The sequence below is a fragment of the Azospirillum brasilense genome (assembly GCF_022023855.1).
Classification (GTDB): Bacteria; Pseudomonadota; Alphaproteobacteria; order Azospirillales; family Azospirillaceae; genus Azospirillum; species Azospirillum brasilense_F.
Genome location: NZ_CP059450.1, coordinates 1895396 through 1917566, shown reverse-complemented (window position 1 = coordinate 1917566; position 22171 = coordinate 1895396). Strand labels below are relative to the sequence as shown.

Below are 22171 nucleotides of genomic sequence, written 5' to 3'. Positions count from 1 at the left end.
TCCCCCGGATTAAAGCGAAGCCTTACGTGTTGATGGCTTATACGGAACCAAGAGGCAGAGACCCTATGAAGAAGATCGCTGTTACCGCCTTCGTCGCCCTGTCGCTCGCCGCCTGCCAGAGCGGCGGCAGCGGCCTGGGGACCAAGCAGACGGTCGGCGCGCTCGGCGGCGCGGCGGCCGGCGGCGTGATCGGTTCGCAGTTCGGCGGCGGCACCGGCAAGCTCATCACCACCGGTGTGGGCACGCTGCTCGGCGCCTATCTCGGCAGCGAGCTTGGCCAGTCGCTCGACCGCGCGGACGAGGGCTACGCCCAGCGCGCCGCCACCCAGGCCTATGCGGCGCCGATGGGCTCGACCATCCAGTGGAACAACCCGGAATCGGGCAACCGCGGCACCATCACCCCGATCCGCGACGGCCGCGACAACTCCGGCAACTACTGCCGCGAGTACCAGCAGACCGTCTATGTCGGCGGCAAGGCCGAGCGGGCCAACGGCACCGCCTGCCAGCAGCCGGACGGCAGCTGGCGCATCGTGTCCTAACACCCGGCACGCCCCCTGCCCCGGCCGTCCCTCCGCACTCTGCGGAACTGGCGGCCGGGGCGGGAGCCCCCGTCATGACGCCGGAGTCATGGCACCAGAAGCGCGGTCAACCGGATCGCCACCTGCTTGGTGTGCGGGCTGACGGCGATGATCTCCCAGGCAGCACCGGACTCGGCCGCATACTCCATGAAGGCGCGGTACTCGTCCTCGCGCCATGTCCGGTTCCCGATGAACTCGTCGAAGACCAGCACCGTCCCCGCCCGGAAGCGGGGCGCCAGGGCGGTCAGCACCGTCCGCGCCGACGAGTAGATGTCGCTGTCCACATTGACGAAGCGCACCGCGCCGTCATGGGCCGCCAGGAAGGGCGGCAGCGTGTCCTCGAACCAGCCCGCGTGCAGCACCGCGTTGTCGCGCACCGGCGGCAGGCTCTTGCCCGTGCTGAGCACGCCGCGCGGCGCGTTCACCCAGCCCTCCGGCAGCCCTTCGAATGAATCGAAGCCGTGCACGGTCTGCCCGGCCACCGCGGCGATCTGGTTCAGCGAGGTGCCGCGGCGCACGCCGAACTCCAGCACCAGACCGGGCACTCCAGACCGCTCCAGCGCGAAACGCAGCAGTTCCGCCCCCACGCCGAACAGCCGCATGTCCGGGGCGAGATACGGGCGGATCGCCGTCACCGCCTCGACCAGCGGCAGACGCTTCGGCTGCCCGGCCAGCTTCTCGCCATACAGCGCCCCAGCCTCCGCGTCGCGGCCCAGCAGCAGAAGATAGGCGCACAGGAAGCCCCAGTATTTGCCCGCCGCCCCCGGACAGTCCGCAGCCCGGCGCAGGCGGCGCAGCGCGTCCTCCACCCCGTTCAGGCCCAGTGCCACGGCGTGGCTGCCGAACCACGCGGCGGCGTGTTCCGGATCGTCGGCCAGCCGCTCGTCGAAGACGGCCAGCGCGCCCGCGGCGTCGCCGAGATGGGCGAGGCTGACCGCCCGCTCATAGAGGATGTCCGCCGACCGGTTCCCGGCTGCCAGCGCCTCTCCCGTCACCCGCAACGCCTCCTCATAGAGGGCGTCACGGCGGTAGACGCCGGCCAGCGCCTCAGGGAGGCCGGGGTAGGCGGGGTCGGCCACAGCCACCCGTTCCAGCCAGCGCACCGCCCGCAAGCGGTCCCCGGCGGCCAGCACGGCCTGGGCCATATGATAGAGGGTTTCCGAGTGTCCCGGCTCGCACGCCAGGGCACGGCGCAGCGCGGCGGTGGCGGCCGCGGCGTCGCGCCGGCCGAGAGCGGCCATGCCGGTCAGCCGGTCGCGTTCGGCCCGGTCGCGTTCGGCAGAGCCGCCTGATCGCGGCGCGGTATCCCGCAGCAGGCGCACCGCCTGCCGGTAATGCCGCGCCGCGATCAGGCGGCGCGCCTCGGTCAGAACCTCATCCACGGGAAAACCTGTCGGTCGGGCATGGTCGGAATGGGGCATGAGATGCCCCGCGAAAGCGGCGGGATGCAAGCACCGCCTGCGGCCGTCGCGGGGGTGAAAAGAAAGAAATGCCCCCTTCGATATTTTTCCCTTTGACAGGGGGCGGCCTGGATTGCTATTCACCCGCTCCCGCCGGACGCTGCCGTAGCTCAGTGGTAGAGCACTCCCTTGGTAAGGGAGAGGTCGAGAGTTCAATCCTCTCTGGCAGCACCATGGGGCCGTAGCTCAGATGGGAGAGCGCCTCGTTCGCAATGAGGAGGTCAGGGGTTCGATCCCCCTCGGCTCCACCAACTTCTTCGGCGGTTGGTTGGTTGACTTGAGTAAGTTGGGTAAGGTTGAATTTAGTGCTTGCTTCGGCGGTCTTTGTTCTTTAGAAGGTCGCCTACGACGCGGGTGTAGCTCAGTTGGTTAGAGCGCCGGCCTGTCACGCCGGAGGCCGCGGGTTCAAGTCCCGTCACTCGCGCCACGTTTCTTGTGGTTAGGTTAAGTATCTCGCGGTTTGGTCCTGTAGCTCAGCGGGAGAGCACTACGTTGACATCGTAGGGGTCACTGGTTCAATCCCAGTCGGGACCACCATTGGGGGATCGTCTAGCGGTAGGACTCCAGACTCTGACTCTGGCTACCTAGGTTCGAATCCTAGTCCCCCAACCAAACCACCTTATCTCTCTCCCCACACAACACACCGTCCCAACATCGCGGTTCGCCGCCCCATTCCAATGCCTCTTTTTGTTGCTCGTCCGTTGACGGCAACCCGAGGTAAGGTTTCGTTAACGAAACACGGGATGCGGGGGTTGTAACCATGCTGCGACTGGGCACGAAGGTCCGGCATCATGGGCAGGACGCCATGGTGATCGCGCGGACCCTGGGTGGGCATCCATCCTATGATCTGCGGCTGGCCGACGGCAGCATCGTGAAGTACGCCCGGGAGGCGGACTGCGAGGCCATGCTGTCCGATGGTGGATTCCGGCCGGCTGCCGGCACCGGGTCGGCGGAAGGCCGCCCCGGCTGAACTCCGGGCGAGAGCACCGCGAAACAGCGCCGTTGCCGAATCCCCTCCACCCGCGCAATATCGCGCAATGGAACGGTTGGAAGACGATGGCAACTGCCCACGGCGGCGCTGGCGGGTGATCGAAGGGGGCGGAACGCCGGTGGAGGTGACCGGAACGTCCCGGAATGGCGACGCGCGCCCGGACGGCGCCGCGGAGGCTGCGGCGCGACCGGTCCCTGAAGATTACGGCCTGACCCGGGACGACTTGCGGATCTGGTACGCGCCGGGCCGTGTCGGGGTCCTGCTCGCCCTGGCGGCCACGCTGGGGATGGCGGGTCTGCAGGCCTACGACGCCGGACGGCTGTCCGATCCGTGGATCCTGGGCGCCCTGCCCGGCCTGCTCTCGGGCACGCTGATCGGCGGCTTCGCCGGGATGGGGCTGATGGTGCTGGTGCACTGGTGCGACCCGCTGGTCGGCATGGCCTGGCCGACCTACGCGCGGCTGCGCCGCTACCGCGACGCCCTGGCCGCCGCGGTAGCCGCCGAGCGGAGCGTCAACGAGCGGATGCCCTGAGCGCCGGAAGGACGACGCCGTCGCTGCCACCAAAGGTGGAAATGCAGGGCCTATCCCATTCGAACGATGGTGCAGCGGCGCGTCGACCCAATCTGCTTAAGAGCAGACAGGAGAAACGCAGTGAACCGATTCGACGAAAAAGTCTATCGCGTGACGAAGCGCCGCGACGGGCCGAGCCTCCCGGAACAGAAGAATCAACTGCTCCGCCTGAAGCAGGATCTCGAACAGTTCAAGTCCCGTCAGGCGGGCGCTGCGGTCGTCGGCAGCCTGCAGGCGCGCATCCGCGAACTGGAATCCTCGATCTCCCGCGCCGAGGCGGCCCGGGTGACGGACCGCGAGTCCCGTCGCCCCCGCGACGATGATGAGGACGCGGAATCCGGCGCCATGCCGATGGCGGACGGCACCATGCGCGCCACCTCCAGCCGCTTCCCGCCGCGCGGACGGCCCGGCCGGACCCTCTGAACCTCAGCGGGAACAGGCCTCACGGCCCGGACCACCCTCCGGGCCGTTGCTCTGTCCGGTCGCCCCATCGCCGGACCGATGCCGGGTCCGGTTGATCCAGATCAGGGCGGGCCCTGGTCATAGCTCATACCTTTGGCTCGGTTCCAAGACCTTAGTCTGATGCTTCGGTCTGGGCCGGACGTCCTAAGCGAGCGCGCCGTTCCGTGGCGCCGAAGCGAGACAGCCCAGGGGTACAGCCATGACCTTCTCCGTCGCCGCCGCCACCACCGCAGCCATTGTCCCGCCGCCGATTTCCGCTCCTCCGACGCGGGCGGCGGAGACGGTGACCGGCCGCTGCGCCGGCTGCTCGGCGCGGAGCAAGGGGCTTTGCGGCGCCCTGACCGCCGGGGACCTGCCGGACCTGTCGACGACGTCCCGCCCGCTGGATCTGCTGTCGGCGACCCCCGTGGTGATGGAGGGGGAGGAGGCCGAGGCCGTCTTCACCGTCATGTCGGGCATGCTGAAGCTCTACAAGACCCTGCCGGACGGGCGGCAGCAGATCACCGGGTTCGCCACCGCGGGCGACGTGATCGGGCTGGCCGTGGGCACCGGCTACGCCTACACCGCCGAGACCGTCACCGCCTCCACCGTCTGCCGCATGTCGCGGACGGCGCTGCGCCGCCTGATGGAGCGGCACCCGGCGGTTCAGGGCCGGCTGCTCGCCATGACCTCGGTCGAGTTGTCGGCGGCGCAGGACCAGATCCTGCTGCTCGGCTGCAAGACGGCGGTGGAGCGGGTGTCCAGTTTCCTCCTCGCCTTGTCGCGGCGGTCACGCCCCCTGGCCGACGGCACGCCCAGCGTCTTCCTTCCCATGCCGAAGGTGGACATCGGCGCCTATCTCGGCCTGCGCCCCGAAACGCTGTCGCGCGTGCTGCGCAAGCTGGAAGTCGCCGGGGCGATCACCCGCCTGACCAACGACCGCATCCGCATCGAGAACCCGGCGGTGCTCGAAGCCGCCGCCTGATCCTCCGCTCCATTCCTTCAGGCCCTGCCCGCCACCGGGTAGCCGTCGCCGCCGAACCCCGCCGCCACGTCCTTCACGAAGGCCTGCCCGACCCGGCGATAGCCCAGCCGGCCGAACAGGCCGGCGGCGTCGAGCTTCGGCGCCGTCGCCGCCACGACGCAGCCGCGCTCGTCCACCACCACCGACGAGCAGCCCAGCTTGCGCGCCAGAAGGTCGATGCCGTCGGCCTGCGCCGCCGAGGTCACCGCCGCGTCGAACAGCCCCACCGCGATGAAGATCGGCACGGTCAGCACGCGGATCATTCCTTCGGCGCTGACGCGGTAGCAGAACAGGCCGCGGATGTGCCCGTCGCTCATCTCGCAGGCCATCACCCCGCCGTCGCCGCCGTCCTGCAGGAACAGGGCGGCCACCTGCCGCCACTCGTCCAGCGTCATGTCACGGTGCAGGGTCTGGACGACGGGCAGCGCCTGATCGGCCTGGGTCTTGGCAAGCGGAGCGAGAATGAAGCTTCTGGGCATGGGCGGGCGATCCTTTCGCGGGCATTGTCCGCGATGATCCGGGCCGCCGCTTTGATTTTGGTCATGCGCCGCACCAGTGGCGCAACCGATGGAGCGATTGCGGCGGGGCGGTGTTTCCACAAGACGGCCCCATCCCCATCACCGGAGACCGGACATGAGCCCCTACCCGCCACCCCGGCAGGAACCCGACGTGCCGATCCCCATGCCGCTGCCACCCGACGCCCCGCCGGACGAGCCGGTGGAGGCTCCGCCCATGCCCGGCGAGCCGCAGGAGCCCGTGTAGCGAATCCTTGAGGTCAGGACTTGCGGCGGTAGAGTGCCATGGCGCGCTCCAGGATTCCGGGCGACGAATAATCGCCGAGGAACAGGTCGCCCAGCGCGTGGCGCATCCGCGCCCGGATGCGGGAACGGATGGCGTTGCGCAACGCCTCCTCCTGCATGTGGCAGCGGCGGCAGAGGTTCTTCGGGCGGGCCTCCGGGTTGCCGGAGGGGCGGACCGGGCGGACGACGACCTGCACGTCGCGGGTCTCGGCATACTCCACCACGTCGGGCCAGACCGCCCGCCGCCCGCGCCCGTCGCGCCAGGTCTGGTCGGCGGCGTCGTACCAACGCCCGTCCGGCAGGCAGCGCACGACGGCGCCGCCGGGCCGCCCGCAGCAGCGGCAGCGGTTCTCCCCGCTGGCGCCCTTGCGGGCGGCCGGATCGAGGTCGGGTCGGAGAATCTTTGCGCGGAGCGGTCTGGTCATGGCTTGATGCCTGCCTCGGGGCCGGGACTGCCCCTGCGGGACGTGGCTCATGACATGGATGGGCTCGGATCGCCAGTGCGAATTTGTGAAAAGTTCTCCAGAGACCGCGCCCTATGGACATGACCTCCCCCGACACTTCCGGCGCCGACGAGTCCGCCGACCCGCATCTGGTGCACGAGCTGGCCAGCGCCCACCCCGACGTGGTGACCGCCGCCGCCGCGGGCGTGGCGCGGGTCGCCCATGGCGAGGGGCTGGGTCTGGTGCCGCTCGGCCTGCCGCTGCCCAAGGGCAAGCGCGACCTGCTGGTCCCGGCGGAGCGCCGCGAGGCGGTGATTCTGGAAATCCAGGGCACGCTCGACCGCGCGCGGCGGCGCAACGCCCTGCTCGCCCAGGGGCGCCGCGCGCTGGAGGGCTGGTCGACCAGCCTGCACCCGGCGGACGACCGCACGCGGGTCCGGGCGGTGCGCAGCGAGGACCTGCCCTGGCCCGGCCTGCCCGCGCCGGTCCGGCTCCAGGTGTCGCGCGTGCTCGACGCCATGGAACTGGCCGACCTGACGGACGACGATCTGGCCCTGCGGCTGGAGGGCGACCCGGCGCTGGCCACCGCGCTGGAGGACGCTCTGTCGCGCACCGCCGCCCGGCTGCACCGTTACGCCGGGGAAGCGGACGGTGCGGAAGATGCCTGGACCTTCGCGTCGCTGGCCGACCGGCTGTCCCGCGCCGCCCGCAACCGGCATGGCGTGGACGAGTTGCTGGAGCGCTGGGACCGCGAGTTCGCCGTGTGGCGGCGCGAACGGGCGGAGGCGCGCGGCCGCGCCTATGTGGACCGGCACTTCGACCTCGCCCGCTTCGAGAAGCTGTTCCCGGTGGCCCGCGGGCTGGGGCGGCGGCTGGTCCTGGTGATCGGCCCGACCAATTCCGGCAAGACCCATCACGCCATCGAGGCGCTGAAGGGCGCCTGGGACGGCCTCTATCTGGCGCCGCTGCGCCTGCTGGCGCTGGAGGTGATGGAGCGGCTGAACGCCGAGGGCACGCCCGCCTCCCTGCTGACCGGCGAGGAGGTGATCACGACGCCCGGCGCCCGGCACACCGCCTCGACCATCGAGGTGATGGACCCCGACCGCCCGGTGGAGGTGGCGGTGATCGACGAGATCCAGATGCTCGCCGACCCCGACCGCGGCTGGGCCTGGACGGCGGCGCTGATGGGCGCCCCGGCGGAGACCGTCTACATCCTGGGCGCTCCGGAGGCCCGCCCGCTGGTCGAGCGGGTGGCGGACCATCTCGGGGAACGGCTGGAGGTGATCGAGCTGGAGCGCAAGGTGCCGCTGACCCTGATCGACCGCCGCCTGAACTGGGAGGAGGTGGAGCCGGGCGACGCGCTGATCGCCTTCTCCCGGCGGGAGATCCATTCCGTGCGCGACACGCTGCGCGCCAAGGGCCTGTCGGTCGCCGCGGTCTACGGCGCGCTGGCCCCCGAGGTGCGGCGGCGGGAGGCGGCGCGCTTCCTGTCCGGTGAGGCCGACGTGGTGGTGGCGACCGACGCCATCGGCATGGGGCTGAACCTGCCCTGCCGCCGCGTGCTGTTCACCGCGCTGGAGAAGTTCGACGGGACCAGCGTCCGACCGTTGAGCGCGACGGAGGTCAAGCAGATCGCCGGCCGCGCCGGGCGGTTCGGCAAATTCGAGTCGGGGGAGTTCGGCGTGGTCGGCCGCGGCACGCCGCAGGCCCTGCGCACTCTGCTGGAGAAGGCGGACGGGCGCCTGCGCGCCGATGCGCCGCTGACCGTGCGGCCGACCCGCGCCATGCTGGCCCGTCTGGCCGGGCACATCGGGACGGAGGAGACGGTCCTGCTGCTCGACTGCTTCGCCGACGCGCGCACGGCGGGGTCGCCCTACCGGGTGGGCGACCTGTCCGGGATGCGGCGGCTGGCGGTGATGCTGGACGAGCGGCGGCTGACCCTGCCCGCCAGGCTGGACCTTCTGCTGATTCCCGCCGACCTGGAGGACGAGGCGGAGGCGCGCATCCTCGCCGCCATCCTCGGCGCGGTCGAGGCCGGAGAGCCGTCACCGCTCGGGCACTTCGTCCCGGCGCGGCTCGACGGGCTGGACGGCGCGGCGCTGGAGGGGTTGTCGCGGGCCTGCGACCTTTATTACTGGGCGGCGCGCAAGTTCCCGACCCTGTTCCCGGAGCGGGAGGCGGTGCGCAGCCGCCGCGGCGAGATCAGCCGGCGTCTGGCCGACCTGCTCGCCACGCGCGGGGCGCGGTCCGCCGGTCAACGGCGCGAGCCGCCGCCCAAGGCCGGTTTCCGCGGCGCCCCGCGCAAGCGCTTCGGGCCGAGACGGTAAAGCGGCGGTAAAGCGGGGCCTTACATCCCGCCCGGATAGTTCGGGCCGCCGCCGCCTTCCGGGACGACCCAATTGATGTTCTGGGTGGGGTCCTTGATGTCGCAGGTCTTGCAGTGCACGCAGTTCTGCGCGTTGATCTGCAGCCGCGGGTCGCTGCCGTCCTCCGCCCGCACGATCTCGTACACCCCGGCCGGGCAGTAGCGCGTCTCCGGCGCGTCGTAGAGCGCCAGATTGACCGCGATCGGCACCGACGCGTCCTTCAGCGTCAGGTGCGCCGGCTGGTCCTCCTCGTGGTTGGTGTTCGACAGGTACACCGACGACAGCCGGTCGAACGACACCACGCCGTCCGGCTTGGGATAGGCGATCCTCGGCATCTCCGACGCCCGCTTCAGCGTCTCGTGGTCGCCGTGCCGGTGGTGCAGCGTCCACGGCGACTTGCCCTTGGTCGCCGTCTCGTAGGCCGCGTTGGCCAGACCCGCCCACAGCCCTTTCTGGAAGCCGGGGCGGATGTTGCGCACCGCGTGCAACTCCGACCACACCCAGGACGCCTTCAGCTTCTCCGGGTAGGCCACCGCCTCGCGCGCCGGGGTCTCGCCATTGGTCTGGGCGGACAGCAGTTCGAACACCGCCTCGGCCGCCAGCATGCCCGACTTCATCGCGGTGTGGTTGCCCTTGATCTTGGGCACGTTGAGGAAGCCCGCCGCGTCGCCGACGATCAGACCGCCGGGGAAGGTCAGCTTGGGGATCGACTGGAAGCCGCCTTCCGACAGGGCGCGGGCACCATAGGCGATGCGCCGCCCGCCTTCGAAGGTCGGACGGATCGCCGGGTGGGTCTTGTAGCGCTGGAACTCCTCGAAGGGCGACAGGTGCGGGTTCTCGTAGTCGAGCCCGACCACGAAGCCGACCGACACCAGGTTGCCCTCCATGTGGTAGAGCCAGGAGCCGCCGTAGGTCTTGGGGTCCATCGGCCAGCCGATGGTGTGGACGATCAGGCCAGGCTGGGATTTGGCGGGATCGACCTCCCACAGCTCCTTGATGCCGATGCCGTAGGTCTGGGGATCGGCGTCACGGCGCAGGTCGAAGCGCTCGAACAGGGTCTTGGTCAGCGAGCCGCGGCAGCCCTCGGCGAAGATGGTCTGCCGGGCGTGCAACTCCATGCCCGGCGTGTAGTTGCCGGTCTTCTCGCCGTCCTTGCCGATGCCCATGTCGCCGGTGGCGACACCCTTGACCGCACCGCTGTCGTCGTAGAGCACTTCCGCCGCGGCGAAGCCGGGGTAGATCTCGACGCCCAGCTCCTCGGCCTGCCCGGCCATCCAGCGGGCGAGGTTGCCCAGGCTGATGATCCAGTTGCCGTGATTGTGCATCTGCGGCGGAGCGAAGGGCGACTTGTAGGCCTTGGTCTCGGTGAGGAAGAGGAAATGGTCCTCGCGGGCCGGGGTGGTCAGGGGCGCGCCCTTCTCCTTCCAGTCGGGGATCAGCTCGTCCAGCGCGTGCGGTTCGAACACCGCGCCGGAGAGCAGATGGGCGCCGACCTCCGAACCCTTCTCGACGACGCAGACCGACAGCTCCTGCCCCGCCTCATTGGCAAGCTGTTTCAGGCGGATGGCCGCGCTCAGGCCCGACGGGCCGGCTCCGACGACAAGGACGTCGTACTCCATCACCTCGCGCGGATCGCGATCCATGGTCCCCATGCCTCCCGCTTGATTGAAGCGCCGGGGCCATTTCCGCAGGGTCCGGCGGCTTTCGGAACGGCGTATGCCTTTCGCACCCGCCAAAAAGGATATCTAAGCCCATGTAAGACCACAGGAGCCGTGGTAAGGTCAAACGATGATTGACCAATGCGACATCCTCGCGGCCCTGCGCTGGCACGTCGACATCGGGTGCGACGAAGCCATCGGGGACGAGCCCTTGGACTGGGCGACGCTGGCCGCCCGGCCGACGGTGGCGCGTGCGCCGGCCGGCGCCTCGGCGCTGCCGCCCGCCGCGGCGCGCCCCGCGCCGGCGACGACGCCGCGGTCGGCGTTCGGTGGTCCCTCCGGCGCGTCGATGTTCGGTGCGCCCGTCACGGCGGACCTGCCGCTGGGCGCCAGCGAGGCCGGGGCGAGCGCCCGCGCCCGCGCTGCCGAGGCGCGCAGCCTGGAGGAGCTGGAGTCGGCGCTGCGCGCCTTCGACGGTTGCCCGCTGAAGGCGACGGCGATGAACACGGTCTTCGCGGACGGCAATCCCGCTGCGGACATCATGCTGATCGGCGAGGCGCCGGGCGAGGACGAGGACCGGCAGGGCAAGCCCTTCGTCGGGGTCAGCGGCAAGCTGCTTGACCGCATGCTGGCCCAGGTGGGACTCGATCGCAGCACGGTCTACATCAGCAACATCCTGCCCTGGCGCCCGCCCGGCAATCGGTCACCGACCCAGGCGGAGATCGCCGCCTGCCTGCCCTTCCTGGAACGGCACGTCGAGCTGATCGGACCGAAGGTGCTGGTGCCGCTGGGTGGCACCTCCGCCAAGACTTTGCTCAACCGGGCGGAGGGCATCACCCGCCTGCGCGGCCGCTGGTTCGACTACGCCTCCCCCGGCCTGTCCGGCCCGGTGCCGGTCCTCCCGATGCTGCACCCGGCCTATCTGCTGCGCAACCCCATCGCCAAGCGCGAGGCGTGGCGCGACCTGCTGACCCTTCGCCAGCGCTTTCCGGGTTGACCAACCGCAATCGTCGTTTTGCCCCCTCCCCAACCCTCTCCCGCTGACACAGGGGAGGGGGCAAACCCGCCACCGCAGTGGTTAATGACGCCCATTTCATAAAATGCCTCTCTTATTGCGTCTTTTCTTGCGCGGTCATTCGAACATTCGACATCCATAGACATTCCAAACATTACTCAAGTACTTCGAAAGATCGGAGTGGTTTACCAAGTCGCCGCTATGCCGTTGCGCCAAACGGCACAGAAAGACCCATGACCTTGCGCCAAAAGGGTCTTTCCACTGGGCTAGGGCCATTTTTCCGCTCCCACTAAGTTGCTGAAAATCCTTGTGAACAGGCGGCATTGACCGCTGTTGGGGAATCATCTTCTTGCGATTCCCGTCCAGTGCGGTTATTCGAATATCATGTTCCGGATATTGTGCAGCGCAGCAAACACCGTCTCGCTGCGGCGGAAGGTCTTGGGAGTGACGGGGGTGGCGCTGGCGCTGTGCGCGGCACCCGACCCGACGGGCAGCTATCGCCCAGCCCAGGCCGGCCTTGTGATCCACGCGCCGGATGGACGCCCCGTCGTCCCGCCGGGATTCGATCGTGCCGAGCAAAATCTGCTTCTGGCGACGGACGCCGACGCGCGCGCCGTCCAGCTGACGGAAGAGGACGCCCGCCATTACCGGCGCATCTTCGCCCTGCAGGAACGAGGCGAGTGGGAAGGCGCCGACTGGGAAATCCGCCTGCTGCGCGACCGCCGCCTGATGGGCCATGTGCTGCGCCAGCGCTATCTGCACCCCGACCGCAAAGCCAGCTACGACGAGTTGGCCGGCTGGCTCCAGCGCTACGGCGACCTGCCGGGCGCCGAGCGCATTCACGCCCTGGCCCAGCGCCGCGCCCCCGCCGGCCAGCAGCGCGCCCTGAAGCCGCCGCGCGGCAGCGACGGGGAGCGGCTGACCGGATCGCTGGAGCGGTTGGGCGGCCTGCGCCCCGAACCGCTGCCGGAGGCCGTCTCCGACGAGGACCAGTCCGACCCGGACAAGAGCGCCGAGGCGGCCGAGGACAAGGCCAGAATCACCGTCGCCCCGCGCAGCCGCACCGCCAGCCGCGCCAACCACACCACCCCGTCCCGCGTGACGGAGCTGCTGCGCGCCGGCAAGCCGGGGGCGGCGCTCGCCCTGCTCAACCAGGACGATTTCGGGCGCAGCCTCGATTCGGTGCAGTACGACCAGGCGCGGGCGCGCATTGCCGCCTCGCTCTACTATTCCGGCGACGTGACTCAGGCGCTGTCGCTGGCCTCGGCCAGCGCCGCCCGTTCCGGCCCGGCGCTGACGGAGGCGCATTGGATCGCCGGCCTCGCCGCTTGGCGGCTGAAGCAGTACGACCGCGCCGCCCGCCACTTCACCAATCTGGCCGAGGCTGGACCGCGATCGCCCTGGCTGGCCTCCGCTGCCGATTTCTGGGCCGCCCGCGCCCACGCCCGCCGGGGCCGCGAGGAGCAGGCCCGCGCCCATCTGGCCGCAGCGGCGCGCTACCCGCACACCTTCTATGGACTTCTCGCCCACCGCAAGCTGGGCGGCTCGGGCGACCTCAACTGGCGCACGCCGGAGCTGACCGGGGACCATCTGAAGGCGTTGTCCGCCCTGCCCGGCGGCACCCGCGCCATCGCCCTGATCCAGGCTGGACAGCGCGAAACGGCGGAGTTGGAACTGCGCCGCATCCACCCGCGCGGCGACGCGCTGGCCGAGCAGGCGCTGGTGGCGCTGGCCGACCGCGCCGGGTTGCCGGGGTTGGCGCTCCAGGTCGGCAACGCGGTGGCCGGTCCGGACGGCGCGCCCTACACGGCGGCCCTCTACCCGGTGCCGCACTGGAAGCCGCGCGACGGGTTCGCCGTGGACCGCGCGCTGGTCTTCGCGGTGATGCGGCAGGAATCGCGCTTCGACCCGCGGCTGGTCAGCTCCGCCGGGGCCACCGGTCTGATGCAGATCATGCCCGCCACCGCCCAGCATGTGCAGGAGCGCAACGCCGACATCGGCGAGGCCGACGCCGCCCGCGCAGGCCTGTTCGACCCCTCCACCAACATGGAGCTCGGGCAGCGCTACATGGCGGAGCTTCTGAACAGCCAGGACATCGGCAACAACCTGTTCCTGCTGGCCGCCGCCTACAACGCCGGCCCCGGCACGCTGGCGCGCTGGCGCCGGGAGCTGTCGGACATCGGCAACGACCCGCTGCTCTTCATCGAGAGCCTGCCCTACGCCGAGACGCGGAACTACGTCGAGAAGGTCGTCGCCAACTTTTGGATCTACCGGCTCCGCCTGGGGCAGGAAATCGAATCGCTGGACGCCGTTGCGGCGGGCGGCTGGCCGGTCTATATGCCGGTGGATGTCTTCCCGGCGGCCCGGTCCACCCAGGTCGCGCAACACGCCGAATCCGCCGATGCCGAAAATTGACGAAACCCGCCCGTTCCTGCCCGTCAACATCGCCGTCATGACCGTATCCGACACGCGCACGCTCGCCGACGACCGCTCGGGCGACGCGCTGGCGGAGCGGCTGACCGGCGCCGGCCACCGGCTGGGCGCCCGCGCCATCGTGAAGGACGACGTCGCCGCCATCCGCGCCCAGGTCCAGGCCTGGATCGCCGATCCGGAGGTCGACGTCGTGCTGACCACCGGCGGCACCGGCGTGACCGGCCGCGACGTGACGCCGGAGGCGGTGGAGGCGCTGTTCGACAAGGCGATCCCCGGCTTCGGGGAGCTGTTCCGCCAACTCAGCTACGCCAAGGTCGGCACCTCGACGATCCAGAGCCGGGCGACCGGCGGGGTCGCCAACGGCACCTACATTTTCGCCCTGCCGGGTTCGCCCAGCGCCTGCCGCGACGCCTGGGACGACATCCTGGTCTTCCAGCTTGACAACCGGCACCGTCCCTGCAACCTCGTCGAACTGATGCCGCGCCTGCGCGAGCATCAGGGGTGACCGGCACCGCCGGTCTTCACGGCGCCCTGACGCGGCTGCCGGCCTTCGCCGGTTTGCCGCAAGGCGCGCTGGAACCGATGCCGCGCCGGGGCGTGGCGCACGACCATGTGAGGCTGTCGGGAAAAGGCTTGGTCGCCCGCGTCCCGCGCTGGAGCCAGCTCGGGCTCGACCCCTTCGCCAATCTGGAGCAGCAGGCCACCGCCTTCCGCCGCGCCGCCCCCGGCGGCCACACACCGGAACTGGCCGCCGTCCTGCCGCCGGGGCCGGAGCTGCCCATGGGGGCGCTGGTGGTGACGGAAATCGTCGGGCGCCCGCCGCGCCTGCCGGGCGACATGCCGGCCATCGCGCGGGCGCTCGCCGCCCTGCACGCGCTGCCCCTGCCCCCGGACGGCGAGCGTGCCCCCCTGCCCGCTCCCGCCGACCCGGTGGCGGCGACCCTGGCCCAGGTGGAGCGGCAGGCGGTGTGGTTCGAGCGCGCCGGGCTGGCGCCGGACGCCTTGGCGTTGCTTGAAAAGGAACTGGAGGCCGCCCGCGTTTTCCGCTGCGCGGCGCCGATTCCCATCACGCTGGTCGGCAGCGACGTCCACCCCGGCAACTTCCTGATCGACGACGCCGGCAAAGCGTGGTTCACCGATCTGGAGAAGGCCCAGTACGGCCACCCGGCCATCGACCTCGCCCACGCCAGCCTCTACACCTCCACCATGTGGGAGCGGGAGGTCGCGGCGGTGCTGGCGCCGGACGAGGTTGCGACGTTCCACGCGGCCTGGGAGGCCGCGGTGCCGCCCGCGCTGGCCGAAGCGGTGCGACCGTGGCGCCGGCCCTTGCGCCGGCTGACTTGGCTGCGCACTTTGTCCTGGATGGCCCGCTGGCGGGTGGAGGGGGCGGCCCTGTCGCCGGACATGCCGGACTCGCTGGCGGCCCACATGGACGCCCACGCGGTTGACGTCCTCCGCCCGGACGTCATCCGGCGTGTCGCCGCCGAATGGCGCCAGGACGGGGAGCATTGAGCGGCCGAGACATGCGATGGTTCGGGCCGCAGCGTGGTTAACCCTTGCCGGCGGTTGGTGTTAGACTGAGGAATCGAGTTTCAGGCTTTCCTGATCCGGACTCCGTAGGCGTGCAGGTGGACGCGGCATGATGACATTCCGATTTGGCCGGGCCCGATTTGGTCGGACGGCGTTTGGCGCCTTGCTCCTTTCGACGGCGGGCCTCCTGCCGGCCGGCAACGCCGTCGCCGCGGCCCCGGCGGCGACGGAGCGTCCGTCGCTGACCTCGGCGACGGGCAGCTATCTGGCCGGGCGCTTCGCCCAGCGTCAGGACGATTGGGCAGCCGCCGCCCTGTTCATGGCGCACGCCCTGTCCGCCGACCCCGGCGACTTGACGCTTCTGCGCCGCACCTACCTGCTGAAGCTGGGCGAAGGGCAGTTCGACGCCGCCATCGACCTCGCCAAGCGGCTGCTGGAACAGGACAACGACCCGCAGATGGCCATCGCCCTGCTGGCCTCCGACAATCTGGCCCGCGGCAAGCTGAAGGAAGCCAAGGCCATGGCCGCGCGCATGCCCAAGGAGGGCATGGCGAAGTACATCGGCCCGCTGATCGACGCCTGGCTGGCCGCCGCGGAGGGTAAGACCGACGCGGCGCTGAAGGCGCTGGAGCCGCTCTCCACGGCCAGCGGCTTCGCCGCCCTGCACGACCTGCACGCCGGTCTGCTGCTGGAGCTGGGCGGGCGCAAGGACGCCGCCGGGGAGCGCTTCGCCCGCGTGCTGGACAAGGAGGCGCCGCTGCGCGTCATCCAGATCGTCGGCAGCTTCTACGAGCGCACCGGCCGCAAGGACGAAGCCCGCAAGCTGTACGAGTCCTTCCGCGCCGGCAATCCCGACAGCCTGATGGTCGAGCCGGCGCTGAAGGCGCTGGACGAGGGCAAGGCCGCCGCCCCGGTGGTGTCCGACGCCAAGCAGGGGCTGGCGGAGGCCCTGTTCGACCTGGGCAGCGCCATCCATCACGAGGGGGCGGAGGAAACCGCTCTGCTGTTCGGGCGGATCGCCCTTCATCTGCGCCCCGACCTGTCGCTGGCGCGGCTGATGATCGGCGACATCATGGAGAACCGCGACCACCACGCCGACGCGCTGGTCGAGTTCCAGGCGCTGGAGAAGGACCCGGTGCTGGGCTGGACCGCCCGGCTGCGCGCCGCCGAGAGCCTCGCCCGGCTGGAACGCACCGATGACGCCATCGCCGCCTTCTCCGCCCTGTCCGCCGAACGTCCCGAGCGGACCGACGCGCTGATCCGGCTGGGCGACCTGTACCGCGTCGCCAAGCGCTACGGCGAGGCCGCCGACAGCTACAGCAAGGCGCTGGAACGCATCGGCACGCCGGAAGAGCGGCATTGGGCGGTGCTCTACGCCCGCGCCATGTCCTACGACAAGGTGGATCGCTGGCCGGACGCCGAACGCGACCTGCGGGCGGCGCTGGCGCTGAAGCCGGACGAGGCCTTCCTGCTGAACTATCTGGGCTACAGCTACGTCGACCGTGGGCTGAACCTGGAGGAGGCCAAGAAAATGATCGAGAAGGCCGTCGCCCTGCGCCCCAAGGACGGCTACATCGTCGACAGCCTGGGCTGGGCGCTCTACCGCACCGGCGATTTCGAAGGAGCGGTGGAGAAGCTGGAGCGTGCGGTGGAGCTGAAGCCGACCGACGCCACCATCAACGATCATCTGGGCGACGCCTACTGGCGCGTCGGGCGCCGCAACGAGGCCCGCTTCCAGTGGACCCGCGCGCTCCGCACCGCGGAGGAGGAGCCGCAGAAGGAGGACATCCGGGCCAAGCTGGACAAGGGCTTGGTGGACCCCAAGGCCGCCGAGGCCGCTCCGGCGAAGGTTCAGTAAGCGGCGCCTGCATAGGCTCTGGCGCTAGCGACACCCATGCCGCATAAAGCCCTTCTTCCCCCTGCCGGGAAGAAGGGCTTTTCGTTTCGGGGGACCCGACCATGAGCGCCATCGCCGAGGCCGCGCCGGCCAAGCTGAACCTCTATCTGCATGTGGTGGGCCGCCGGGACGACGGCTATCACGAGTTGGACAGCCTCGTCGCCTTCGCCGACGTGGCGGACCGGGTGACGGTGCAGCCGGGCGTGGCGCGGATCGCGCTGCGCGGGGTGGACCTGCCGCCGGTCGGGCCGCGGCTGGCCATCTCCGGCCCCTTCGGCCCGGCCTTGATGGGGGAGAATCCGGCGAACAACCTCGTCATCCGGGCCGCCCACGCGCTGGCCGCCCGGCTGGGCCGCGAGGCCGACGCGATGATCGTGCTGGAGAAGGTTCTGCCCATCGCCTCCGGGATCGGCGGCGGCTCGGCGGACGCGGCGGCGACGCTGCGCGCCCTGGCCCGGCTGTGGGGCGTGCCGGTGACCGACCCGCGCCTCTATGAGATCGCGGCATCGCTGGGCGCCGACGTGCCGGTCTGCGTCGCCGGGCGGAGCTGCTATTTCGGCGGCGTGGGAGAGGTGCTGGAGGAGGCGCCGGCCCTGCCGGAAACCTTTGCGGTTCTGGTCAACCCCGGCGTGCCGGTGCCGACCCCCGCCGTGTTCAAGGCCCGCAAGGGCATCGTCAAACGCACCTTCTCGGCACCGGCCCGCTTTACCGAGGCGCCGGCCGACGCCGCGGCGCTGGCCGCGCTGCTGAAGGAGCGGCGCAACGACCTGACCGAACCGGCGCTGACCGTTGCCCCGGTGATCGCCGACGCGCTGGCGGCGCTGGAGGGCACGGACGGCTGCCTGCTGGCCCGCCTGTCGGGCAGCGGGGCGACCTGCTTCGGCCTTTATGCCGATGCGGAGGCGGCGGCCGAGGCCGCCCGGTCGATCCAGGCGGCGCAGCCGCGCTGGTGGGCGAAGTCCGCGCGGCTCCTGCCGACCCCGGCGGACGCGCCGCCACTGCCCAAGGGGCTGGTGGCGCCATCGGCGGTCACCACCGCCCCGGCGCCGCCGGTCCCCTTCCCGGACACCGGCGGCTGGGGCGTCGGCTGACCCTCATGCGGGCCGTCGTATTAAGACGCCGTTCGCCGCCACGTTGCGGTCATTACCCCCGCCCCGATAAGCATGGCTCCCCCTGTCCGATTGAAAATCCGTCGGATTGAGGGGCGCTGCACCGCTCGTCCCGCCGCCGAGGCCAGAAGTGCGTACAACGTGGCGTTCAGGGTCGCCAAAACCAGGAAGGTGGCTTCCATGATCAGTATTTGTGGCAAAAGCGGCTGAGTGGAATCGACAAACTGCGGCAGAAAGGCAACGAAGAAGACGATGCTTTTGGGGTTCAGCGCCGTCACGGCATAGGTATGAAGGGCCATACGGAAGGGCGACACGGCAGGAGCCGGCTCTGTTGAAGCGGCCTCGACAACCGGGGCGCGCCACAACTTGAGGCCGAGATACACGAGATAGGCCGCCCCAATCCATTTCAATGCGGTGAAGAGCAGGGACGAGGCGGCTAGCACCACACCCAAACCCAGCATGGATGCGGTCATGGCGGTGAAGTCACCGAGCGCAACGCCGACGACGGTGGCGAGCCCCGAACGCCGGCCCTGACCAAGCGCATAGGATACCACAAGCAGGATCGTGGGGCCCGGGATGATCAACAACACCGCGGATGCTGCGGTAAAGGCAAGCCAAGCTTCTATCGGCATCATCATCTCCCTCTGGATAGCCCTCGACTGATCCATGAATCTGGCCGGCTTACAATCTCCGATTTTCCCAGGAACAGTCTGACCTCCTCATCCTCGACAACCCGCCCAGCCACAAGGTGACCGGGGGGCGCGAGGGGGTCGAGGCGCGTGGCGCCCAGATTCTCGACCTGCCGACCTACAGCCCCTACTACGATCCCATCGAGCAGGCTTTCGCCAAGCTCAAGGCTCTGCTGGGCAAGGCCGCCGAGCGGACGCGCGACGGCTTCTGGAATGCCGTCGCGCGTACCACCGAACTCTATCGCCCAGACGCGTGCCGAAACCTCTTCAGAAACACCGGCTATGCCACCGGATCGAAAACCGCTTTAGCAACCACCGCCGCGGGTCATCGCGCCGCCCAGCATGGCGCCGCCCAGCGTGCCGGCGGCCGTCGCCGCCAGCTTGCCGTCGCCACGCCCGAACTGCGAGCCGACCAGCCCGCCGACCGCGGCCCCGCCCAGCACGCCGATCAGGTCGCCGTCGAGCGGCCCGCATTCCACGACCTGCGGCGCCGCGCGGACCACGCGCGGGCGCTGCTGGACGATCACCGGCGGCGGCTCCTCGATGTAGACGGGGGCCGGGGCGTAATGCACGACCGGCGGTTCCTCATAGACCACAACCGGCGGAGGGCGGCGGACGATCACCACGCGCCCGTCGCCATAGCCGCCGTCGATGTAGCCATGCTCGTAATAGCGGCCACGGTCATGGCGTGCACGCTCATGATGGCGCTCCTGCTTGGCGCGCCAGCCATGGGCCGGAGCCCAGTCCGGCGGGTCGGCGAGGGCCGGGGACACCCCCGCGCCCAGGGCCGCCACACCGGCCAGCAGCGCGATGGCGAGGGATTTGGGGGTGAAGCGGATGTGCGTCATGATGGCTCCAGGGTACGTCTCACCCGAATGAACATCCGGGGCTGGAGTCTTCATCCATCCGACAACCGGGAAGCGCGTGACAATTTTGGGGGTGCGCGAAGGGGGTGGGGCAAGAGCAACCTCACCCCACCGCCGGCAGCCGGTCCAGGAACTTGTCGAGCGTGATCGGGTAGTCGCGCACTCTCAGGCCCGTCGCGTTGTGGACCGCGTTGGCGACCGCCGCACCCACGCCGCACAGGCCCAGCTCGCCCACTCCCTTCGCCTTCATCGGCGAGGAGATCGGGTCGGCCTCGTCCAGGAAGATCACCTCCTGGTGCGGGATGTCGGCGTGGACCGGCACCTCGTAGCCGGCGAGGTCGTGGTTGACGAAGAAGCCTGTCCGCTTGTCGAGCGCCAGTTCCTCCATCAGCGCGGCGCCGACGCCCATGGTCATGGCGCCGATCACCTGACTGCGCGCCGACTTCGGGTTCAGGATGCGGCCCGCCGCACAGACCGCCAGCATCCGCCGCACGCGGATCTCGCCGGTCGCGGCGTCGACCGCCGCCTCCACGTAATGGGCACCGAAGGTCGACTGCTGATATTTCTTGTCGAGGTCGCCGTATTCGATGCCATCCTCGGCGGACAGGCCGTCGGCGCCCGCCGCTTCGGCCAACGGGACCCTGCGGTTGCCGGCGACGACCTGACCGTCCGCGAACTGCGCGTCGGCGGAGTTGACGCCGAGCTTCTGCGCCACCGCCTCGCGCAGCTTCACGCAGGCGGCATAGACCCCGGCGGTGGCGTTGTTGGCGCCCCATTGCCCGCCCGAGCCCGCGGACACCGGGAAACTCGAATCGCCGAGCCGCACCGCCACCTTGTCCAAGCCCACCCCCATCATCTCCGCCGCGGTCTGGGCGATGATGGTGTAGCTGCCGGTGCCGATGTCGGTCATGTCGGTCTCGACCGTGACGATCCCGCGCTGGTCCAGCCGCACCCGCGCCGCCGACTTGGTCAGCAGGTTGTTGCGGAAAGCCGACGCCACGCCCAGCCCGACCAGCCAGCGCCCGTCGCGCACCTGCCCCGGCTGCGGGTTGCGCTTCGCCCAGCCGAACCGCTCGGCGCCGAGGCGCAGGCACTGCGCGAGCTGGCGCTGCGAGAAGGGCCGGTGGGGGTCGGCGGGGTCGGTCTCTGGGTGTCGTTGCGGATGCGGAACTCCACCGGGTCCATGCCCAGCTTCTCCGCCATCTCGTCCATGGCGACCTCCAGCGCCATCATCCCCGACGCCTCGCCCGGCGCTCGCATGGCGTTGCCCTCGGGCAGGTCGAGCGTGGCGATGCGGTTGCCGATCAGGCGGTTCGCCCCGGCGTAGAGCAGCCGCGTCTGGTCGGTCGCCGTCTCCTCCGAGCCGCCGGGCAGGTTGCCCGACCAGCTCTCATGGGCGATGGCGGTGATCGTGCCGTCCGGCGTGGCGCCGATGCGGACGCGCTGGATAGTGGCGGGGCGGTGCGTGGTGTTGTTCATCATCAGGGGCCGCGACAGCCCGACCTTGACCGGCCGCCCGGCCTCCCGCGCGCCAAGCGCCGCCAGCAGCGCGTCGGCGCGCAGGAACAGCTTCCCGCCGAAACCCCCACCGATGAAGGGAGAGATGACGCGCACCTTGTCCTTCGGCATCTTCAGCGTCGCCGACAGGTCGGTGACCATCCAGTCGATCATCTGGTTGGAGGTCCACACGGTCAGCCGGTCGCCCTCCCAGGCGGCGATGGTCGCGTGCGGCTCCATCATCGCGTGGCTCTCGTCCGGCGTGGTGTAGGTCTCGTCGAGTTTCACAGGAGCCGCCGCGAAGGCGCCCGCGAAATCACCCACGACGGAATCGCCGTCCTTGGTCTTCTCCGCCTTGTCCTTGGCCGCGGCCAGATCATAGGCGCCGTCCGCGGCGGTGTAGTCGATGCGCACCAGCCCCGCCGCGGTGCGCGCCTGCTCGAAGGTCTCCGCCACCACCAGGGCGACGGCCTGCTGGTAATGCTCGATCTCCGGCCCGCCGAGCAGGGTCGCGGCGTTGCGCTTGCCCTTGTCGAGGGAGCCGGCGTTCTCCGCCGTGACGATGGCGACGACGCCGGGGGCCTTCCGCGCCGCCTCCAGGTCCATGGACGCGATGCGCCCCTTGGCTATGCCCGATCCGATGACCCAGCCATAGGCGACGTTCGGCGCCACGTCGTGCCATTCATAGGCGTAGGTGGCCTTTCCCGTCGTCTTCAGCGGGCCGTCGATGCGGTCGGTCGGCTTGCCCACCACCTTCAGCTGGTCGATCGGGTTGGTGGTCGCGGGAGTGTCGAACTTCATGT

At 70.2% G+C, this 22171-nt stretch carries 19 protein-coding genes, 5 tRNA genes and 2 pseudogenes; 19 read left to right on the top strand and 7 right to left on the bottom strand.

What is annotated here, in order from left to right; translation table 11 throughout:
• The first annotated feature begins 65 nt into the window (after nt 1–65).
• The gene (locus H1Q64_RS22125; RefSeq protein ID WP_149167578.1) at nt 66–539 is read left to right on the top strand and encodes an RT0821/Lpp0805 family surface protein; all 474 of its coding nucleotides are present in this window, start codon (nt 66–68) and stop codon (nt 537–539) included.
• A gap of 86 nt (nt 540–625) precedes the next feature.
• On the opposite strand, the gene H1Q64_RS22120 is transcribed toward H1Q64_RS22125, so the two are convergent.
• Nucleotides 626–1960, bottom strand: a complete 1335-nt coding sequence (locus tag H1Q64_RS22120) for a TylF/MycF/NovP-related O-methyltransferase (RefSeq protein WP_237905621.1) — start codon at nt 1958–1960, stop codon at nt 626–628.
• Nucleotides 1961–2137: 177 nt separating this feature from the next.
• Here H1Q64_RS22120 and H1Q64_RS22115 point away from each other — a divergent pair.
• The 9 genes from H1Q64_RS22115 (at nt 2138) to H1Q64_RS22075 (ending at nt 5026) form a co-directional block, all read left to right on the top strand.
• Nucleotides 2138–2212: transfer RNA gene (locus H1Q64_RS22115), tRNA-Thr, on the top strand.
• A 1-nt stretch (nt 2213) separates the two neighbouring features.
• Nucleotides 2214–2289 (top strand) — tRNA-Ala (locus H1Q64_RS22110).
• 99 nt (nt 2290–2388) lie between these two features.
• Nucleotides 2389–2465, top strand: a tRNA-Asp gene (locus tag H1Q64_RS22105).
• A gap of 35 nt (nt 2466–2500) precedes the next feature.
• Nucleotides 2501–2575: transfer RNA gene (locus H1Q64_RS22100), tRNA-Val, on the top strand.
• Nucleotide 2576: 1 nt separating this feature from the next.
• Nucleotides 2577–2650 (top strand) — tRNA-Gln (locus H1Q64_RS22095).
• 148 nt (nt 2651–2798) lie between these two features.
• On the top strand, nt 2799–3008 hold the full coding sequence (locus H1Q64_RS22090) for a hypothetical protein (protein WP_237905620.1): 210 nt from the start codon (nt 2799–2801) through the stop codon (nt 3006–3008).
• 67 nt (nt 3009–3075) lie between these two features.
• The gene (locus tag H1Q64_RS22085) at nt 3076–3561 is read left to right on the top strand and encodes a hypothetical protein (RefSeq protein WP_237905619.1); all 486 of its coding nucleotides are present in this window, start codon (nt 3076–3078) and stop codon (nt 3559–3561) included.
• Nucleotides 3562–3681: 120 nt separating this feature from the next.
• The gene (locus H1Q64_RS22080; protein ID WP_237905618.1) at nt 3682–4023 is read left to right on the top strand and encodes a Gas vesicle protein V; all 342 of its coding nucleotides are present in this window, start codon (nt 3682–3684) and stop codon (nt 4021–4023) included.
• A gap of 238 nt (nt 4024–4261) precedes the next feature.
• Nucleotides 4262–5026 carry a Crp/Fnr family transcriptional regulator gene (locus H1Q64_RS22075; RefSeq protein WP_237905617.1) on the top strand — a complete coding sequence of 255 codons (765 nt, stop codon included), beginning with the start codon at nt 4262–4264 and terminating at the stop codon, nt 5024–5026.
• Between the two features lie 17 nt (nt 5027–5043).
• Here the strand turns inward: H1Q64_RS22075 and H1Q64_RS22070 are convergent, their stop codons facing one another.
• Nucleotides 5044–5544: a hypothetical protein gene (locus tag H1Q64_RS22070; protein ID WP_237905616.1), complete on the bottom strand. Its 501-nt coding sequence runs from the start codon at nt 5542–5544 to the stop codon at nt 5044–5046.
• Nucleotides 5545–5698: 154 nt separating this feature from the next.
• On the opposite strand from H1Q64_RS22070, the gene H1Q64_RS33875 reads away from it, so the two are divergent.
• Nucleotides 5699–5827 carry a hypothetical protein gene (locus tag H1Q64_RS33875; RefSeq protein WP_014197696.1) on the top strand — a complete coding sequence of 43 codons (129 nt, stop codon included), beginning with the start codon at nt 5699–5701 and terminating at the stop codon, nt 5825–5827.
• Nucleotides 5828–5840: 13 nt separating this feature from the next.
• Here the strand turns inward: H1Q64_RS33875 and H1Q64_RS22065 are convergent, their stop codons facing one another.
• A complete protein-coding gene (locus H1Q64_RS22065) occupies nt 5841–6290 on the bottom strand; it encodes a hypothetical protein (RefSeq protein ID WP_237905615.1) in 450 nt (149 codons plus the stop codon).
• Nucleotides 6291–6403: 113 nt separating this feature from the next.
• Here H1Q64_RS22065 and H1Q64_RS22060 point away from each other — a divergent pair, with 113 nt between their 5' ends.
• Complete coding sequence (locus H1Q64_RS22060; protein WP_237905614.1) at nt 6404–8635, top strand: helicase-related protein; 2232 nt, start codon at nt 6404–6406, stop codon at nt 8633–8635.
• A 20-nt stretch (nt 8636–8655) separates the two neighbouring features.
• Here H1Q64_RS22060 and H1Q64_RS22055 read toward each other — a convergent pair whose 3' ends face one another.
• On the bottom strand, nt 8656–10317 hold the full coding sequence (locus tag H1Q64_RS22055; protein ID WP_237905613.1) for an electron transfer flavoprotein-ubiquinone oxidoreductase: 1662 nt from the start codon (nt 10315–10317) through the stop codon (nt 8656–8658).
• Nucleotides 10318–10462: 145 nt separating this feature from the next.
• Between H1Q64_RS22055 and H1Q64_RS22050 the strand changes: the two genes are divergently transcribed.
• The 6 genes from H1Q64_RS22050 (at nt 10463) to H1Q64_RS22025 (ending at nt 18298) form a co-directional block, all read left to right on the top strand.
• Complete coding sequence (locus H1Q64_RS22050) at nt 10463–11329, top strand: uracil-DNA glycosylase (protein ID WP_237905612.1); 867 nt, start codon at nt 10463–10465, stop codon at nt 11327–11329.
• 462 nt (nt 11330–11791) lie between these two features.
• Nucleotides 11792–13762 carry a lytic transglycosylase domain-containing protein gene (locus H1Q64_RS22045; protein WP_237905611.1) on the top strand — a complete coding sequence of 657 codons (1971 nt, stop codon included), beginning with the start codon at nt 11792–11794 and terminating at the stop codon, nt 13760–13762.
• Nucleotides 13749–14285, top strand: a complete 537-nt coding sequence (gene moaB, locus H1Q64_RS22040) for a molybdenum cofactor biosynthesis protein B (protein WP_237905610.1) — start codon at nt 13749–13751, stop codon at nt 14283–14285. The genes H1Q64_RS22045 and moaB overlap by 14 nt, the downstream gene beginning before the upstream one ends.
• Nucleotides 14282–15292: a phosphotransferase gene (locus tag H1Q64_RS22035; protein ID WP_237905609.1), complete on the top strand. Its 1011-nt coding sequence runs from the start codon at nt 14282–14284 to the stop codon at nt 15290–15292. Before moaB ends, H1Q64_RS22035 begins: the two co-directional genes overlap by 4 nt.
• A gap of 181 nt (nt 15293–15473) precedes the next feature.
• Nucleotides 15474–17168: a tetratricopeptide repeat protein gene (locus H1Q64_RS22030; RefSeq protein WP_237905608.1), complete on the top strand. Its 1695-nt coding sequence runs from the start codon at nt 15474–15476 to the stop codon at nt 17166–17168.
• 101 nt (nt 17169–17269) lie between these two features.
• Nucleotides 17270–18298 carry a 4-(cytidine 5'-diphospho)-2-C-methyl-D-erythritol kinase gene (locus tag H1Q64_RS22025; protein WP_237905607.1) on the top strand — a complete coding sequence of 343 codons (1029 nt, stop codon included), beginning with the start codon at nt 17270–17272 and terminating at the stop codon, nt 18296–18298.
• Nucleotides 18299–18318: 20 nt separating this feature from the next.
• Here H1Q64_RS22025 and H1Q64_RS22020 read toward each other — a convergent pair whose 3' ends face one another.
• Nucleotides 18319–18948 carry a LysE family translocator gene (locus H1Q64_RS22020; protein WP_237905606.1) on the bottom strand — a complete coding sequence of 210 codons (630 nt, stop codon included), beginning with the start codon at nt 18946–18948 and terminating at the stop codon, nt 18319–18321.
• 71 nt (nt 18949–19019) lie between these two features.
• Between H1Q64_RS22020 and H1Q64_RS22015 the strand changes: the two are divergent.
• Nucleotides 19020–19295, top strand: a pseudogene (locus tag H1Q64_RS22015) (transposase); the annotation flags it as partial.
• 15 nt (nt 19296–19310) lie between these two features.
• Here H1Q64_RS22015 and H1Q64_RS22010 read toward each other — a convergent pair.
• Together H1Q64_RS22010 and paoC are read right to left on the bottom strand one after the other, a co-directional pair.
• Nucleotides 19311–19853: a glycine zipper 2TM domain-containing protein gene (locus tag H1Q64_RS22010; RefSeq protein WP_237905605.1), complete on the bottom strand. Its 543-nt coding sequence runs from the start codon at nt 19851–19853 to the stop codon at nt 19311–19313.
• A 121-nt stretch (nt 19854–19974) separates the two neighbouring features.
• Nucleotides 19975–22169, bottom strand: a pseudogene (gene paoC / locus H1Q64_RS22005) (aldehyde oxidoreductase molybdenum-binding subunit PaoC).
• Nucleotides 22170–22171 lie beyond the last annotated feature (2 nt).

Bases quoted from the DNA above. Each gene is read 5' to 3' on its own strand.
- H1Q64_RS22020 (WP_237905606.1), bottom strand. From the start codon at position 18,948: ATGCCGATAGAAGCTTGGCTTGCCTTTACCGCAGCATCCGCGGTGTTG.
- H1Q64_RS22060 (WP_237905614.1), top strand. From the start codon at position 6,404: ATGGACATGACCTCCCCCGACACTTCCGGCGCCGACGAGTCCGCCGAC.
- H1Q64_RS22090 (WP_237905620.1), top strand. From the start codon at position 2,799: ATGCTGCGACTGGGCACGAAGGTCCGGCATCATGGGCAGGACGCCATG.
- H1Q64_RS22010 (WP_237905605.1), bottom strand. From the start codon at position 19,853: ATGACGCACATCCGCTTCACCCCCAAATCCCTCGCCATCGCGCTGCTG.
- H1Q64_RS22070 (WP_237905616.1), bottom strand. From the start codon at position 5,544: ATGCCCAGAAGCTTCATTCTCGCTCCGCTTGCCAAGACCCAGGCCGAT.
- H1Q64_RS22125 (WP_149167578.1), top strand. From the start codon at position 66: ATGAAGAAGATCGCTGTTACCGCCTTCGTCGCCCTGTCGCTCGCCGCC.
- H1Q64_RS22025 (WP_237905607.1), top strand. From the start codon at position 17,270: ATGAGCGCCATCGCCGAGGCCGCGCCGGCCAAGCTGAACCTCTATCTG.
- H1Q64_RS22050 (WP_237905612.1), top strand. From the start codon at position 10,463: ATGATTGACCAATGCGACATCCTCGCGGCCCTGCGCTGGCACGTCGAC.
- H1Q64_RS22085 (WP_237905619.1), top strand. From the start codon at position 3,076: ATGGAACGGTTGGAAGACGATGGCAACTGCCCACGGCGGCGCTGGCGG.
- H1Q64_RS22075 (WP_237905617.1), top strand. From the start codon at position 4,262: ATGACCTTCTCCGTCGCCGCCGCCACCACCGCAGCCATTGTCCCGCCG.
- H1Q64_RS22065 (WP_237905615.1), bottom strand. From the start codon at position 6,290: ATGACCAGACCGCTCCGCGCAAAGATTCTCCGACCCGACCTCGATCCG.
- moaB (WP_237905610.1), top strand. From the start codon at position 13,749: ATGCCGAAAATTGACGAAACCCGCCCGTTCCTGCCCGTCAACATCGCC.
- H1Q64_RS22055 (WP_237905613.1), bottom strand. From the start codon at position 10,317: ATGGATCGCGATCCGCGCGAGGTGATGGAGTACGACGTCCTTGTCGTC.
- H1Q64_RS33875 (WP_014197696.1), top strand. From the start codon at position 5,699: ATGAGCCCCTACCCGCCACCCCGGCAGGAACCCGACGTGCCGATCCCC.